Origin of the sequence: Spirosoma terrae (assembly GCF_010435915.1) — a bacterium.
GTDB classification, from domain to species: Bacteria; Bacteroidota; Bacteroidia; order Cytophagales; family Spirosomataceae; genus Spirosoma; species Spirosoma terrae.
This window is the reverse complement of the sequence record NZ_JAAFZH010000007.1, coordinates 216236-231591: the sequence shown is the minus strand read 5'-3', so window position 1 is coordinate 231591 and position 15356 is coordinate 216236. Positions and strand designations below refer to the sequence as shown.

General features: G+C 47.9%; 16 protein-coding genes. 8 read left to right on the top strand and 8 right to left on the bottom strand.

Going from position 1 to position 15356, the window contains the following annotated elements; genetic code table 11:
* Nucleotides 1-225 precede the first annotated feature (225 nt).
* On the top strand, nt 226-1305 hold the full coding sequence (locus tag GK108_RS17310; RefSeq protein WP_163951233.1) for a sensor histidine kinase: 1080 nt from the start codon (nt 226-228) through the stop codon (nt 1303-1305).
* Between the two features lie 140 nt (nt 1306-1445).
* Nucleotides 1446-2678, top strand: coding sequence for a sensor histidine kinase (locus tag GK108_RS17305; RefSeq protein ID WP_246224942.1), 1233 nt, complete (start codon nt 1446-1448; stop codon nt 2676-2678).
* Between the two features lie 5 nt (nt 2679-2683).
* Here GK108_RS17305 and GK108_RS17300 read toward each other — a convergent pair whose 3' ends face one another.
* The gene (locus tag GK108_RS17300; protein WP_163951229.1) at nt 2684-3688 is read right to left on the bottom strand and encodes a helix-turn-helix transcriptional regulator; all 1005 of its coding nucleotides are present in this window, start codon (nt 3686-3688) and stop codon (nt 2684-2686) included.
* A 237-nt stretch (nt 3689-3925) separates the two neighbouring features.
* Here GK108_RS17300 and dusB point away from each other — a divergent pair, with 237 nt between their 5' ends.
* Nucleotides 3926-4915, top strand: a complete 990-nt coding sequence (dusB, locus tag GK108_RS17295; RefSeq protein WP_163951423.1) for a tRNA dihydrouridine synthase DusB — start codon at nt 3926-3928, stop codon at nt 4913-4915.
* Nucleotides 4916-4951: 36 nt separating this feature from the next.
* On the opposite strand, the gene GK108_RS17290 is transcribed toward dusB, so the two are convergent.
* The 3 genes from GK108_RS17290 to GK108_RS17280 all read right to left on the bottom strand — a co-directional run bounded on the left by GK108_RS17290 (nt 4952) and on the right by GK108_RS17280 (nt 7269).
* Nucleotides 4952-5365, bottom strand: a complete 414-nt coding sequence (locus GK108_RS17290; protein WP_163951226.1) for a DUF3052 family protein — start codon at nt 5363-5365, stop codon at nt 4952-4954.
* 106 nt (nt 5366-5471) lie between these two features.
* Nucleotides 5472-6116 carry a DsbA family oxidoreductase gene (locus GK108_RS17285; RefSeq protein ID WP_163951223.1) on the bottom strand — a complete coding sequence of 215 codons (645 nt, stop codon included), beginning with the start codon at nt 6114-6116 and terminating at the stop codon, nt 5472-5474.
* A 97-nt stretch (nt 6117-6213) separates the two neighbouring features.
* Entirely contained in the window at nt 6214-7269 is a 1056-nt protein-coding gene (locus tag GK108_RS17280) for a methyltransferase (protein WP_163951220.1), read from the bottom strand.
* A gap of 125 nt (nt 7270-7394) precedes the next feature.
* Between GK108_RS17280 and GK108_RS17275 the strand changes: the two genes are divergently transcribed.
* The 3 genes from GK108_RS17275 (at nt 7395) to frr (ending at nt 9385) form a co-directional block, all read left to right on the top strand.
* Nucleotides 7395-7892: an acetyl-CoA carboxylase biotin carboxyl carrier protein subunit gene (locus GK108_RS17275; RefSeq protein ID WP_163951218.1), complete on the top strand. Its 498-nt coding sequence runs from the start codon at nt 7395-7397 to the stop codon at nt 7890-7892.
* A 111-nt stretch (nt 7893-8003) separates the two neighbouring features.
* Complete coding sequence (gene pyrH / locus GK108_RS17270) at nt 8004-8744, top strand: UMP kinase (protein ID WP_163951216.1); 741 nt, start codon at nt 8004-8006, stop codon at nt 8742-8744.
* A gap of 80 nt (nt 8745-8824) precedes the next feature.
* Entirely contained in the window at nt 8825-9385 is a 561-nt protein-coding gene (gene frr / locus GK108_RS17265) for a ribosome recycling factor (RefSeq protein WP_163951213.1), read from the top strand.
* A 66-nt stretch (nt 9386-9451) separates the two neighbouring features.
* Here frr and GK108_RS17260 read toward each other — a convergent pair whose 3' ends face one another.
* Both GK108_RS17260 and GK108_RS17255 read right to left on the bottom strand, forming a co-directional pair.
* Nucleotides 9452-10075: a DinB family protein gene (locus tag GK108_RS17260; protein WP_163951211.1), complete on the bottom strand. Its 624-nt coding sequence runs from the start codon at nt 10073-10075 to the stop codon at nt 9452-9454.
* 75 nt (nt 10076-10150) lie between these two features.
* Entirely contained in the window at nt 10151-10729 is a 579-nt protein-coding gene (locus tag GK108_RS17255) for a Crp/Fnr family transcriptional regulator (protein WP_163951208.1), read from the bottom strand.
* A gap of 248 nt (nt 10730-10977) precedes the next feature.
* Here GK108_RS17255 and GK108_RS17250 point away from each other — a divergent pair, with 248 nt between their 5' ends.
* A complete protein-coding gene (locus tag GK108_RS17250; protein ID WP_163951200.1) occupies nt 10978-13566 on the top strand; it encodes a YfhO family protein in 2589 nt (862 codons plus the stop codon).
* Nucleotides 13567-13646: 80 nt separating this feature from the next.
* On the opposite strand, the gene GK108_RS17245 is transcribed toward GK108_RS17250, so the two are convergent.
* Entirely contained in the window at nt 13647-13769 is a 123-nt protein-coding gene (locus tag GK108_RS17245; protein WP_163951198.1) for a 30S ribosomal protein THX, read from the bottom strand.
* 207 nt (nt 13770-13976) lie between these two features.
* Between GK108_RS17245 and GK108_RS17240 the strand changes: the two genes are divergently transcribed.
* Entirely contained in the window at nt 13977-14306 is a 330-nt protein-coding gene (locus tag GK108_RS17240) for a DUF4377 domain-containing protein (RefSeq protein ID WP_163951195.1), read from the top strand.
* Between the two features lie 42 nt (nt 14307-14348).
* On the opposite strand, the gene GK108_RS17235 is transcribed toward GK108_RS17240, so the two are convergent.
* Nucleotides 14349-15344: a glycoside hydrolase family 43 protein gene (locus GK108_RS17235; RefSeq protein WP_163951192.1), complete on the bottom strand. Its 996-nt coding sequence runs from the start codon at nt 15342-15344 to the stop codon at nt 14349-14351.
* Nucleotides 15345-15356 lie beyond the last annotated feature (12 nt).

The window sequence follows — 15356 nt, the reverse complement described above, 5'->3', positions numbered from 1 at the left end:
AGAAAGGTACTGATGAACTGGATAAAACATTACACGTAGAAACTGACTAGGTCGCAAGTTACGATAAAAAATAAGCCTTACCGTGTTAACAGGGGTACATAGTTACGGGGCCGAATACAGATAATCAAAGACGGGGAGGAAGAAAATGAGTATCCTTTAACACAATAATTGTAATAGGGTGCGATCGGGATTTAGTAAATTGCCAATTGATTTGGCGATAAATAGATGAATTTAATGCCGTTGGTCAGGGCTTATCTGATCGGCCCTTTTGTTGACCCTGCTCCAGAAAGACGCTATTATCTGGCTGGAATACCCGTTTTTCTGCTTGCAGGCAATTGCTATTTAATGGGCCTGCGTTACGTTCGGGAGTGGCCGCTGTTTAGTATAGGAACACTTATTTCCGTTGTATTTTATGGCGTTTTGGTGGCTATACTGCGGGGGATCGCTCTGGAAGTGATCGGTTATTTCCCGCAAATACGGCAGGCCACGTTCAGAACAGTAACTATGCTGGGATTGTCGGCCGTAATCACTACGGTTCTGGCTGTACTATACGTTTGGTTATATAGCCTACTTCCAGCAACAGGTGTTACGTTCTCCTGGCAGATAGTACAGCCCATCTGGGTAATTAGCTACATTGCTGATGTCTTTCTATGCACTGGCATCAGCGTCTATTATACGTATTCGCAGTGGGAGCGGAACCAGGTTGAGAACGATCGGCTGAAACGGATGGCTCTGCAGCATAAGTTCGATACGTTAAAGAGTGATCTGAATCCCCATTTTTTGTTTAACAGCCTGAATTCGTTATCAACGCTCATTAGCGAAGATACCACAAAAGCTGAACGCTTTGTGGATGATCTGGCCCGCGTTTACCGCTATCTGCTACAGGCTGGAAAACATGAATTGGTGACGCTACAAACCGAAGTAGAGTACACCCGAATTTACACCAATCTGCTCTCAATCCGTTATGGAGCCAGTCTGGCCATAGAACTGGATCTGAAACATGATTATTTATCGCTGAGCCTACCTCCGCTAACCATTCAGACGCTGGTCGATAATGCGATCAAGCACAATATTATGTCGGCCACAAAACCGTTGATTATTCGGGCTACTACAACGCCGGACGGTCGGCTCGAAGTAAAAAACCGATTTCAACGTAAGATTAACCGGATCGAAACAACGCGGGCAGGCTTGGCGAACCTGACGGCTCGCTATGATCTGCTTGGCGAGAACAAACTGGTTATTAAGCAGGAGGATCAGTGGTTTACCGTTACGGTGCCGTTGATTGATCTCGCGCAGGGAACGTAGCGTTTCAGCCTGCAATTCATCGCTGGATTTTTGCACGTTAGCGGATACAAATAACAGCTTAGGCAGGAAGCTTTCGGAGGTCGGTTGATCCATTTGTTACTTGCGCTCAGAACAACAGTTTGTTCAGGACGAATTTGTTTATGCTACCTCCGTTTTTGAAAAATCTTCGTTTCTGGCTGGCCAAAGGTCCCTTATCCAACTACGCGCTGGATCGATGGATTCCCGACGCAGACGCCGAGCAAGAGTTTATGCCCGCCAGGCAGCCAGCCCTACGGTGGCACGTACTGGTGATGCCTTTGTTTTTTATTCCATTAATCACGTACTGGATTATTGGACCGGCCTACATAGCCGATGTAAGGACGTTTATTTTAGGGACTCTGCTGAATTATACGCTGTCGGGCTGCTGTGTACTGACGCTTAATTTTTTTACCCAGCGTATTCTCCGATCATTCCCGGCTCTTAATCAGATCTGGATGCGGGTTTGGCGAATGCTACTCGTTTTCGGCATAATAACACCGGCTTACATCCTGGGGGGGATTTTTATTTATGATCATTTTCATCTCTTCGGGTATCGGCACGACCCCGATATAACAATCAAAATTCTGCTGTATAATTTTCTGGTGAACATCGTATCGGTTGGTATCGACGAGACGGTATACTCGCTCACCAAGTGGCGGGAAAGTGCCTTTGAACAGGAAAAGCTGAAGCAGGTGACGTTACAGAGTCAATATGAGAGTTTAAAACATCAGGTCAATCCTCATTTTTTATTTAATAGCCTGAATTCGCTGTCGTCGCTGATCGCTGACGAACCTGAGCAGGCCGAGGAGTTTTTATATGAGATGGCGAACGTGTACCGCTATTTATTGCACACGAATAAATCGACCAGCGCCGACGGCGAAGCGGAACTTACAACGCTGGAGACGGAACTGAAATTTATTGATTCGTATTTTCATCTTCTGAAAACACGCTACCGGACGGGTATTGATCTTGTTACGTCTATTAAGCCCGATATACTGGCGCATCGGCTGCCTCCCCTGACGTTGCAGATGTTGGTGGAAAATGCGGTTAAACATAACGTCATTGCCGCCAATAAACCGTTGTTACTGGAAATTACGACGTCGTCAGCTGGTGATACGTCTACTGTCTACAAGACAGCGCTGGGCAAAAATCGCCCGGCAAAAGAAAACCTGATCTGGCTGACTGTGCGGAACAACTTACAGCGTAAGAATAACCGGATGGCGTCAAATAAAATCGGATTAACCAATATTGCCGCCAAATACCGGCTCTTATCGTATCCAGAGCCCATCATTGACGATACGGATGGCTATTTTTCGGTAACGCTACCTTTGTTTGAGCCTGGCACACCAACGTAACGGTCTTAGTAGTGTACTTTGTTACGTTGGTAGTGTGAGGGATTGACGCCAGAATATTTTTTGAAAGCAATGGAAAAATGTTGTGGGTGTTCGTAGCCCAGCCGCTCGGAAACTTCTTCTACAGGCATTGTGCAATCCCGTAAGAGCAGGCCCGCATACTCCATGCGGAGCTGGCGGATATACGAAAAAACCGTTACGCCAAAAAGCTGCTTAAAGCCTTTTTTGAGTTTGAATTCATTCAGGAGAACTAATCGGCTTAGCTGGGTTAACGTATAGGTTGTTAAAAAGTGGCTATCGAGATACGCTTTCAACTGGTAGAGCTTTTCGGCCTCGCCGGGGTTAATTGTGTCCTGGTCAATACGAGGTGCTTTAAATTGGTCGATTTGCAGAGCTAACAATTCTAATATCCGTGATTGAAATAACAAGTTTTGCATGGGGCCGACTGCTTTGCTGGTACGAATGCTGTCAATTAGGCTCAGCATTTGCGCGCTGATGTGCTGCGTGCCTGTAATGCCGGAAAAAGGGTGCTGACGTTCCAGAGCCTGCTGGGCTTTGTCGCTCCAGCTATCGTCATAGCCAATGGCTGATGCAAAAAAGGTTTTATCCAGGCTGATATGAAACATAGATAGCGACTGTTTACCTTTTACCTGATTACTATCACCAATTTCGGGCGTGTAAATTAAATTATGCTTCCCGCTGCTCATATCCAGGGGATGCGCGAGTGCGTTGAAGCGAGAGTAGAGGTAACCGTTTGTCAGAAAATTTATGTTAACCGTATCCGTTGGCGCTTCTCCTCTCAGATCGATGTCGTTGGTGGTATTCCAGTGCATATCCATGACATGCATATAGCTGAACGCAGTGCTGTGGAACGCAATGGAACCCACCAGGGGATGATGGTAAATCGATGCGAACGAGGGTGGCGCTTGGGGGCTACTGGATACTAACTGTTGCGGGTGAGGGAGTTGCTGAAAGTCAAAGATGTCAGTTGCGTTAATAACAGTTGCGGCCATGAGTGATACGTATCGATTAGCTAACCTGACCATGAAATTCGAGCCTGAATCCGACCGGTTGAAGAACAAACTAGACAAACCGGCATAAATGAGTCGTCAATTGGCGATTGGTGCGACCGAGTTGTAAAGCCACGCCAGGGAGCCAGCTGCGCTACGTCAGTTCAACAAACCCGGAACCAAACAGGCCCATAAATCGTAGTGGATTACAAAGCCATTGAAACGGCTTTGATTTTATTTGTGGTAACAATCGGCAACATACAACTACCAGATTTTCCGCTGCTGCTGGCTCCGATGGAGGATGTTAGCGATCCGCCGTTTCGAGCGGTTTGTAAAGCAAATGGCGCTGACCTGATGTACACGGAGTTTATCTCGTCGGAAGGGCTCATTCGCGACGCTGCGAAGAGTGTGCAGAAGCTGGATATTTTTGAGTACGAACGGCCTATCGGTATTCAACTGTTTGGCTCCGACGTAGAAACGATGGGGGCCTGTGCGGAGATCGCAACCCGAGCCAATCCCGATCTGATCGATATTAACTACGGTTGTCCGGTTAAGAACGTAGCGTGCCGTGGGGCAGGAGCCGCCCTGTTGCAGGATATCCCGAAGATGGTCCGTATGACCGAATCGGTGGTTAAGTCGACGCATTTGCCCGTCACGGTAAAAACACGGCTTGGCTGGGATGAGAATACTAAAAATATTGGCGAAGTAGCCGAGCGGTTACAGGATATTGGCATTAAAGCGCTGACTGTTCACGGCCGTACGCGGGTGCAGATGTATAAGGGAGAAGCCGACTGGACGCTAATCGGTCGGATTAAAGAAAACCCTCGAATTCAGATTCCTATTTTCGGTAATGGCGATATTGATTCACCCGAGAAAGCCGTCGAATACAAGAATCGGTATGGTGTTGACGGCGTCATGATCGGCCGGGCCAGTATTGGGCATCCGTGGATATTTGACGAAATCAAGCATTTTATCAAAACGGGCGAACACCGGTCGGCACCTACCGTAGCTGATCGTGTTTCGGTATGTCGGCAGCACCTCGATTTTTCAATTCGCTGGAAGGGTGAAATTGTCGGCTTGTTCGAAATGCGTCGTCACTACGCTAATTATTTCAAAGGGCTTCCTGACTTTAAACCCTATCGGTCGCGCTTAGTTACAGCGGATTCCTACGACGAGCTGAATGCGATTCTAGCCGAGGTTCAGGAGCAGTACGTTCCCGAATTGGCGTAATTGACTAGCGGAGAACCAATACCCCTTTTGAACAGATTAAGGAAGTTGGCCGAAGCTATTGTTATAGGTTTTCCCATCTTTGGGATGGGTAAATTTCAACGCTGACCAGGTTGAGTTTATACTAATGCTTTTGCTTTCAACAAGACCATAGTTGTAGCCAATCTCGATAACTTTCGTCAGCGTGAGGTCGGTTCCATCTTTCCTGGCTTTAGGCCATGATACCCAGAGCATTCCGGTGGGTTTTAAATGCGCTTTGAGTTTTGGGAACTGCTCATGAAGCCTTGCCTGGCTACGGACGAAAAGATGAATATAGTCGAAATCGTTACTGAGCTTCGTTTCACGTATTACGTCGGGTAGTTCAATGGCGTCAATGGCATCGTCAGGAGCGTCGACCAACAGGACCCGGCTACCCGATTGGATTCCCATTTTTGCTGATACTGATTTCGTCATAGCTGTAGGGCAAATTATGTATTGACCTGCTTGTCGTACAACTATAATAGACGTAACGTACTTTATCGACTTATTATCCGGTACATTACGTCCATTACAGAAATTTTTATACGTTTTCGCTTTCCTGCCAGGTCGTGTTCAGCGCTCCCAGAAAGGTTTCGGGTTGTTGAGCGCCGGAAACAGCGTATCGACGGTTAAAAACGAAGAATGGAACGCCACGGGCGCCAACCTGCTGGGCTTCGTAAACGTCGCGTTGCACATCCTCGGTAAACTCATCGCTCTGGAGCATCGACTGTGCGTCGGTGGCGTCCAGGCCAATTTCCGTACCCAGTTCAAGCAACGTAGCATGGTCGGCCGTGTTGAGCCCTTCTGTAAAATAAGCTCGGAAAAGGCGTTCTTCAGCTGCGTCGCCCAGCCCTTTGGTTTTAGCCAGTTGGATGAGCCGATGGGCATCGAATGAGTTGGCTACTACGGCTTTATCGAAATGATACGTCAGTCCAACTTCACTAGCCATTGCCGTTACCCGATCATTCATCTGCTGAGCCTGGTCCAGGCTCCAGCCTTTCACTTCGGCCAGGTATTCGTTGATATTTTTATCTGGAATTGTTTTCATGTCTGGGTTGAGCTGAAAGCTTTTCCAGACAATAGAAACCTGATCTTTATGCGAAAACTGCTGTAGTGCCTGCTCAAACTTGCGTTTGCCGATGTAGCAAAACGGGCACATCACATCACTCCATATTTCTACTTCCATCGTAGTGTATCAGTTGCAGCAGATTACTCTGCTGATTGCAATAAATTAGATTATCAACTGGCTAACTTCTTTTTGGAAGAGTCAGTTCGCGTTATGATCAGAGGGGCTTACGGGCCCAGATCAATCCGTAATCCATTTGCGTAGAAATGGTATCGGAAGTCGGCAACAGGCCCGCTTTGGTAAACCAACCTCGGTACTCGGCCCGGCTATAGCAACGGCCTTTCGTATTCCAGAAAAGCTGGGCCGAATAATCGGTAACGGCTAATGGGCCATCTAACGCATCGTTCAGAAAGGCATCGTGCACCCACAACTCACCTCCCGGCCGAATAGCTGAGGAAAAACGGTTGGCCAGCATCTGGCAGGTTTCGGTAGGCCAGTCATGAAAAAGGCTGGCTGCCAGCAACAGGTCGGTTTGGGGTAAAGTGTCAGTTAGCATATCGCCTGCCAGGAACGTAACACGGTCTCGCAAACCCGTTGCACCAGGTCGGTCACTGTCAATGAATTCGTTTAACAGCTCCTGCGCTACGTTGAGTACGGCTGGGCGGTCGAGGATGGTAGCGGTTGAACCGGGATTGTTGAGTAGCCACTCATATGTATAAAAGCCGGTGCCTCCCGCTACGTCCAGCAAATGTCCTTCCCGTTTGGAGAGTTTCGATGCCACAATAGGGGATAGCCGGCGGGCACGCCCGGCCAAACCCAGGGTCAGATTTCGGGCCAGCTCAGGATCATCCATTGGCGAAAAGCCTTCGCCTTCCTTTACGAACGAAATACCCTGTGGTGCTTCTAAAAGCCCATCATTACGTAGTCGTTCTACCATGTCAACAACGCCGGGGTCATCTTTTTCAAGGCCAACGTAGCCCGCGATATTGGATTTCTCGGCTGTGGCCAGGTAGCGGCCTGTCTCTGTAAGGGCCAGGTTTCCGGCTTCGTCGAACCGCAACAGGTCCATAGCACATAACGCCGGGAAAAGAACCATGGCAGGGCGCTCGGCTAGTTGGAGTTTATTGCTGATTTCGGTTAGTGAAAGCGATTCCTGTTGTAAGATATCAAACACATGGAAATGACTTACGGTGGCAATCAGCAGGCGTGAGCCAAACATGGCTCGAAGATGACGGGTAACCGGAGCCAGATCTGGCGGCAATTCGTTGAGCATTTCCTGTCGGGGTTAGTCTATAATGAGCCTCAAAGATAACTGCAATCGGGCGTATCAATAAATCATAAAAAATTGTTGTTTATCCGTCCTGGTGCGTAGATTCGTCGCCACTGAACGAATGACTCATGTATCAGACTACCCTTAACGGAGAAAATAGCACGATTGACTTTAACTCAACCGGCCCCCTTCTGAACGGAAATTCCTTTGACTGGGATTTGACAAAGTTATCTGACCGGACGTTTCATATTCTCCATCAGAACCGTTCCTACACCGCCGAGGTGCTTGACCTGAACGCAGCCGAAAAGCGGGTTAGCCTAAAAATTAATGGCCATATTCATCAGATTCAGTTGAAGGATCGGTTTGATCTGCTGCTGGAAAAAATGGGTATTAGTGGGGCCGCCCAGACAAAAGTAAACGACCTGAAAGCACCAATGCCTGGTTTGATTGTTGGCATTCCTGTTCAACCGGGTGATGCCGTCAGTAAAGGCGATAGTTTACTGATTCTGGAGGCCATGAAGATGGAAAACGTACTGAAAGCTACCGGCGAAGGAGTCGTTAAAACCATCAAAGTGCTGAAGGGAGATCGTGTAGAAAAAGGGCAGGTATTGATCGAGTTTGCGTAGGAGTAACCCCGATTAGTTGGATACGCAGGATAAAAAGCGGAGACAAAACTCGGGGCTATCTCTTCCAGTGCCCACGGTTTTTCCCTATCTTTGCCCGCAAAATTTCTCCTCATGACACCTTCGACGAACTACAAACGGATTCTGCTCAAACTGAGTGGAGAGGCTTTGGCGGGCCCAAATGGTTATAATATCGACCCTGTCGTGCTGGAAAAATACAGCCAGGAGATCAAACAGGTGGTCGACATGGGTGTTCAGGTTGCCATTGTCATTGGCGGGGGTAATATCTTTCGGGGTGTTTCCGGCGAACGGTCTGGCATTGACCGGGTTCAGGGCGATTATATGGGTATGCTGGCGACGGTAATCAACGCGATGGCTATTCAAAGCTCACTCGAGAAACACGGTATGTACACTCGGGTTATGTCGGCCATTAAAATGGAACAAGTTTGCGAACCGTATGTTCGTCGTCGGGCAGTACGTCACCTCGAAAAAGGCCGGGTCGTAATTTTTGGCGCCGGAACGGGTAACCCTTACTTTACGACCGATTCTACAGCCGCACTTCGGGCCATTGAGATCGAAGCGGATGCCGTTCTAAAAGGAACAAAAGTAGATGGCGTCTATACCGCTGATCCGATGAAAGACAAATCAGCCACCCGGTACACCACGATTACGTTCGATGACGTTTACGAAAAGAAACTGAGTGTCATGGACTTAACAGCCTTTACGCTCTGCCAGGAAAACAATCTGCCCATTATCGTTTTCAATATGAACGAAACGGGTAGCCTGCTACGGCTCGTACAAGGCGAAGATGTTGGTACCCTGATTACAACTAAATTACCGGAAGAGACCGTTTAACATGGTCGGTGGTTTATAGTTTATAGTGAGACAGAAAAGCCCCTTTGAACTGTAAACTCGAAAACTGAAAACTTATAAAAATGGAAGAGATCGAGCTATTTCTCGACGATGCAAAAGATACGATGGAAAAGGCGCTCAAACACCTGGCCATCGAATTAACAAAAATTCGGGCCGGAAAGGCATCCGCTCAGATGCTCGACGGTATTCAGGTTGAATACTACGGGATGTTGTCGCCGTTGAATACGGTTGCTTCCATCAATACGCCTGATGCCCGCACCATCGCCATCAAACCCTTCGAGAAAAAAATTATTGGAGAGGTTGAAAAGGCAATTCGTAATTCTAACCTTGGTTTGTCTCCCAGTAATGATGGCGAAATAATTCGTCTGAGCATTCCGCCATTAACAGAAGAACGTCGTCGTGATTTGGTGAAGAAAGTAAAGCAGGAAGTTGAAGTGGCTAAGGTTAATGTGCGTAATATCCGCAAAGATACCAACGAAGACATCCGGAAACTGGTTAAGGAAGGCGTTGCGGAAGATGCCGTTAAGCAGGGCGAAGAGCGCGTGCAGAAATTGACCGACGCCTTTATTGCGCGGGTTGATGACATTTTTGTAGCCAAAGAAAAAGATATTCTGTCCGTATAAACAGAACATATCTCGATCTCAGACAATGTAAAAAGCCGAACACCAGCATGTTCGGCTTTTTGATGTTTAACGAATCACTTCTGGATGAAAAAGTGATCGGTAAACGCGTTGCGCCTGTACAATATGCCGCTGCTCATGAGCTACTAAAAAACGGAACGTATCACCTACACTCAGTTTTATCCAGCTGGCAATGGAAATGGGAATCCGCAGCTTACCCATGTCAGTACGTTTCGATAATTCTAAAAGCTGGTTGAGCTGACGCTGTTGTTTTATAAATTCCTGTAGAACAACCTGAGCGTCTAATTCGGCCGAAGGTGTATGATTCTTAAATGCCTTCATTTTAAGCGGAACGGTTCCGTCTGCGCCCGGTTTCATCGACGTAGCGAAATAGTTGCCCAGCCAACTACTGGCAAATCGTTCCTGAGTTGGTAAATTGGCACTGATTCCTCTCTGAAGCGCTTCGTCGATTTTAGGAATGTAATATAATCCGTAGCTATTCAGGTGCTCCAGACATTGAGCAATGCTCCACTGTTCGGGGGTAGGCTGTTGACATAGTTGCTTCGCCGTTAGTGCGCTGAAATCCTGTTGTACAATGGCCGAGAGCGTATGTACATCGCTTTGTAACTGATTGATGAGCGCTGACGTATGAAAGCGTGCCATAAACGTATCGTTTGCGGGCAAACGTAGCATAGAATTGTGTCAAAAATCTTGGTCTAAACCAAGATTTTTATCGGAATAGGTGCTTAAACAAGCCGGTTTAGTTCGTTATAACTTTACGGATTTTAACAATTTACTGAACGTAGTGGGATCAATCCCGAGGTAAGAAGCCAGGTACTTTTGCGGGATCAGTTGTAATACGTGCGGGCTACGTGTCAGTAGGATTCGGAATTTCTCTTCAGCACTGAACGTCGTAAGTTCAATTTGGCGCTCCAGCACACCCGCTAAGGAATGAGCCGTAACTAACCGAACCCAGCGTTCAATGGCCGGATACGTATCCATCAGCCGACTGAAATCAGCATAAGACAGCCGTAGCATATGGCTGGTTGTCAACGTCTCCAGATAGTAGCGTGATGGGCGTTGCAGAAGAAATGAATCGACGACACCAGAAAAAGACCCCGTGTAGGAAAAGACAAGCGTGGCTTCTTTATGATCATCGCCCAGATAAAACGCCCGTTGAACGCCTTCCAGAACAAAATAGACGTAGTGCTCAATATCGCCGGCGCTGGTCAGAACTTCTTTTCGTTTGAAACTGACAGGGTTCCAGCAACTAGCGAACGCGTGCCAATCGCTATCCGCTAGGGGATAAACACTGAAAACGGCTTTTTTAAGGGATTCTTTTTCCAAGGTGGATGAAATAAGTGCATGAAAATAAGCAGCGTACTACTACGTTGCTACCCATTTCGGCAGAAAATTTGATGGACAGTCTGGAAAAGAAATGATGTACTAAGAACGTTCGGAAGCTATTGAGGCAACCAGTTGACCGCAAAACGGGATCAACACGATCGCTTCTTCGAGGAGAAGCCTAAAATACTACCGCTCTGCCACCGTTTAGGCACAAACACGTATCTTTGGGCTACGTACTGTCTGATTTTATGACCAATCAAACCCTTTTTCAACGACTCCGACCGCATTTAATTGCTGCGGTAGGTCTTTTAGTACTGGCAATTATTTATTTTTCTCCAGTACTATCGGGAAAAACCCTATCCATGCCCGACGTACAGCAGGCGTCTGCATCTGCTCGCGAAATCCGTGAAATTGCTCAGCAAACCGGGGAGAAGCCACTTTGGACGGACGCCCTTTTCAGTGGGATGCCGGGCTACATGATTGATTTTCATTATCCTTATATTTTAGTCTACAAGGTGGTAACGGGGGCAGTCAACCTGTTGCCTAATACGGCTAGTATCATTTTTGTGGTCATGCTCAGCATGTACATTCTGTTGGTGGTGCTCGGATGCAATGCCTGGTTGGGTGCCTTGGGGGCTGCCGCCTACGGATTGGGTACATTCGGTATTGTTAGCCTAGAAGCCGGACACGTATCAAAACTATTTGCATTAGGCTACGGCGCTGGTCTGTTGGCGGGCGTTATTCTGGCATTACGTGGCCGATACTGGATCGGTGCTGCGCTGACAGGGCTGTTCCTTTGTATGGAATTTGGGGCCAACCACATTCAGATAACGTACTATCTGTTTATGACCATTGGCCTATACGTATTGATAGAAGGTATTACGCTGATAAAGGCGGGTAAGGGCCGGCAACTAGGGCTTGGATTGGCAACGCTGGCTGTTGCGGGGGCATTGGCCGCCGGTAGTTTCGGAAAGCGTCTGTTAGTCCTGAATCAGTACACGAAAGAAACGATACGTGGTAAGTCGGAGCTGACAGCGAAAACGACAAACCCCGACGGCAGAACGCCAAGTAGTGAATCCAAAGGTGGACTCGATAAAGACTATGCCTTTACGTATAGTTATGGAAAAGCGGAAACCTTTACGTTGCTGATTCCGAGTGCTTACGGGGGAGGTTCAGCCGGCGGTTTAACAACAGATTCGGAGTTCTATAAGGCCATGACCAGCCGTGGTGTTGACCCGGCTTCCGCCAAGCAGATGGCTGAACTGGGAGCGCCTACGTACTGGGGTGATCAGCCCATATTGGGTGGACCAGCCTATGCAGGGGCTGCTTTGCTGTTTTTGTTCGTACTGAGCCTGTTTGTTATTCGTGGGCCAATTCGGTGGTGGCTATTGTCGTCGGCGGTGCTCATGATTATGCTGGCGTGGGGGAAAAATCTACTGTTTTTCAACGAGCTTTTATTCGACTATTTGCCGTATCTGAACAAGTTTCGGGCTATGACCATGGCGTTCTGTCTGGCTCAATTGTTCCTGGCAGCCGGAGCTGCGCTGGGTATTCAGACTATCGTTAAGGAAAAGCTGTCGCTGGCTCAGTTACGTCAGCCTTTGGTTATTAGTCTTGCCCTAACAGCGGGCGTGGCCCTGGTGATGGCCGTTGCCGCAGGAGCGTTCTTCTCGTTCCAGAAGCCTAACGATATTGATATTTTATCCCGCTATTTTGGCGAGGCTGCCAAAGATTTCCAGATCGCACTGATCAGCGACCGCCAGAGTATGCTGCGGTCAGATGCGTTCCGGTCGGTGATCCTGATCCTGCTGGCAGCCGGTACGTTGTGGCTGTTCCTGACCAATAAAATTAAGTCGGCTGTTTTTTATCCACTATTGTTCGCGATTGTGGTGTTTGATCTGTTTTCGGTCGATAAACGTTTTCTGAACAATGCCGATTTTGTGCCCAAATCGCAGGTCGCTACGGTGTTTGAGCCAACGGCTGCCGATCAGCAAATCTTACAGGACAAATCGCTTGGTTACCGGGTGATGGACCAGACCGAGTCGTTTATGGAAAGCAACCGGGCGTCGTATTTCCACCGGTCTATTGGCGGTTACAACACCACCCGACTACGTCGCTATAACGAGTTGATTACGTACGCGCTTCAGCCCAATTTTATGAACATTCTGAGCATGCTGAATGCGAAGTACGTAATACGTCCCAGCGAATCTGACCCCAACAATCCACAGCAGGCTCCGGCCGGACCGATTGCCTTGCCGAACCCGAGCGTTTTAGGAGCCGCCTGGTTTGTAAAAACGGTTCAGCAGGTTAACAACGCCGATGAGGAAATGGCGGTGATGAAATCGATGAATCCCCGCGATTCGGCCGTAGTCGATAAACGGTTTGCGCCAGAACTGGGTAATTTGCCAGCGGTGGTGGATCATACCGGTAGCACGATTGAACTGACCAGCTATCGACCCGATAAACTGGTCTATCAGGCCAATGCCGCGCGTGATGGACTGGTCGTGTTTTCGGAAGTGTATTACCGGGGCAACGAGGATTGGCAGGCTTTTATCGATGGTAAACCTGCCCCCCATCTGAGAGCCAATTATACGTTACGGGCTATGCGTGTACCGGCTGGTAAACATACCATTGAGTTTCGTTTCGATCCTCCGCTGGCTCGTACCGGCGATATGATCGATCTGATTTGCAACGTACTGTTGATTGGTTTGATCGGATTCGTCGTGTTCTGGGAGGGACGTAACAGACGTAATGAACCAAGTGTTACGTCGGAACCCATTATGCCAGTAACGTCCGAGCCAACATCGCCCAAATCGACCAAAACTAAATCGCGGTAATCCGCTGCGGAATAAATGGAAGAAGGCCCGATTGACGAGTTGTTGCGTCAATCGGGCCTTCTTAGCGTTGGGCGGGTCGGTTACGAGTTGGGTGTTGCTTCCGGTTTGGGAGCTTGTGATTTATGGAGTTTTTGTGGGCGTGTTTTGCCATAGGACCCCATCGAGATTTTGCCTTTACGCGATTTTTTATCTCCTTTTCCCATAATTATTAAAAGTTTAAATTGTCTGATAATTTGGTAAACAGGTAGTTAAAGGTACTAAGCCACGGCCATAGATGCCATCTGCTGGGCTTTGAATGGGGCAAATTCGAGGGTACGGTTGCTTGGCTCAAAAACTATTCGCTAAAAATTGTGCCTTTCCACTACAACGGATTAGATCAGTAACGAATCTGTTAGATAAAACCGATCCGTATGAAACGACTCACAACCTGGCTAATCCTGGCTTTTTTATTTGTTCAGCTTAGCTGCCACACGAGTAAAATCCGACCCGAAACCGGGCAGATGCAAATTGGTGCCTATCGTAAAGATTGCACGGGTGTTGGGCCAATGAAATGTTTGTTAGTAAAAGAGGAGGGTAGTGCTGACTGGCACTATTTCTATAGTGAGATTGAAGGGTTCACCCACGAGGAGGGCTACGAATATACAATCCAGGTCAGGAAAGAGACCGTCCCGGATCCACCGGCCGATGGGTCATCGATACGCTACATCTTGGTTAAGGAGATCGAAAAAGTGAAGAAGTAAATAAGCCTTTCTCCGTTCAGGATAACGGAGAAAGGCCCGATTCTAGTTGAGTTTTCTGGCTTCAACGCCTTCAACCGTAATTTTTACTGGTTTGATGGCCCCATTTTCGTCAAAGTATAGTCGATCGATGCAGGTTTCACGGTGGTTACCATCCGTTTCAGTGAGTGGACGACGATGGTAAACAATGTACCACTCATCTTTGCCCGGAACCTGAATAACAGAATGATGCCCAGCTCCTCTGGCTACGGCAGGGTCTTGTTGCAGAATTTTACCGACACGCTCAAACGGTCCAAATGGTGATTGAGCCACGGCGTAAGCCACCGAATAATTGGGGCCTGTCCAGCCGCCTTCCGACCACATAAAGTAGTACTTCCCGTTCCGTATAAACATCGTTGGGCCTTCTACGTAGTTTTTTGGGGTAATTTCCTTGAATGTACTGCCATCCGAAAAGGGCAGAAAACCCGTGAAGTCGTCTTTTAATTGTGCAATATTGCAGTGGCCCCAGCCGCCATATAGCATGTAGTACTTGCCATCTTTGTCTTTAAATACGTATTGGTCAATCGGTTGAGCGCCATTAACGATAGTGCCGATTAGTGGTTTGCCCAGATAATCGCGGTAGGGGCCAGATGGCTTATCAGCTACGGCTACGCCAATGCCGCCGACTTCTTTTTTCTCGTCATGAATATCATTAGCTCCGAAGAATAGATAGTATTTGCCGCCTTTTTCAACGATGGCGGGTGCCCACATCGCTTTTTTTGCCCATTTTACGGCTGCAGAGTCAAGGATTCGGCTATGTTTTGTCCAGTTGACCAGATCGGGAGAGGAAAAGGCATCGAAGAAGATCTGTTGTTCATAAGGTGCTGAATAGGTGGGGAAAATCCAGTATTCTTTGCCGAAAATAACGCCTTCTGGATCAGCGTACCAGCCGGTAAAAACAGGATTGCCTGATTTCTTCGTAGTCGATTTAGTTTGTGCCTGTGCTGAGAAACAAAGAAAAGTGCTGAGAACGTAACAGTAAAAAAGACGGGTTATAGTCATGTGTCAGAAAAT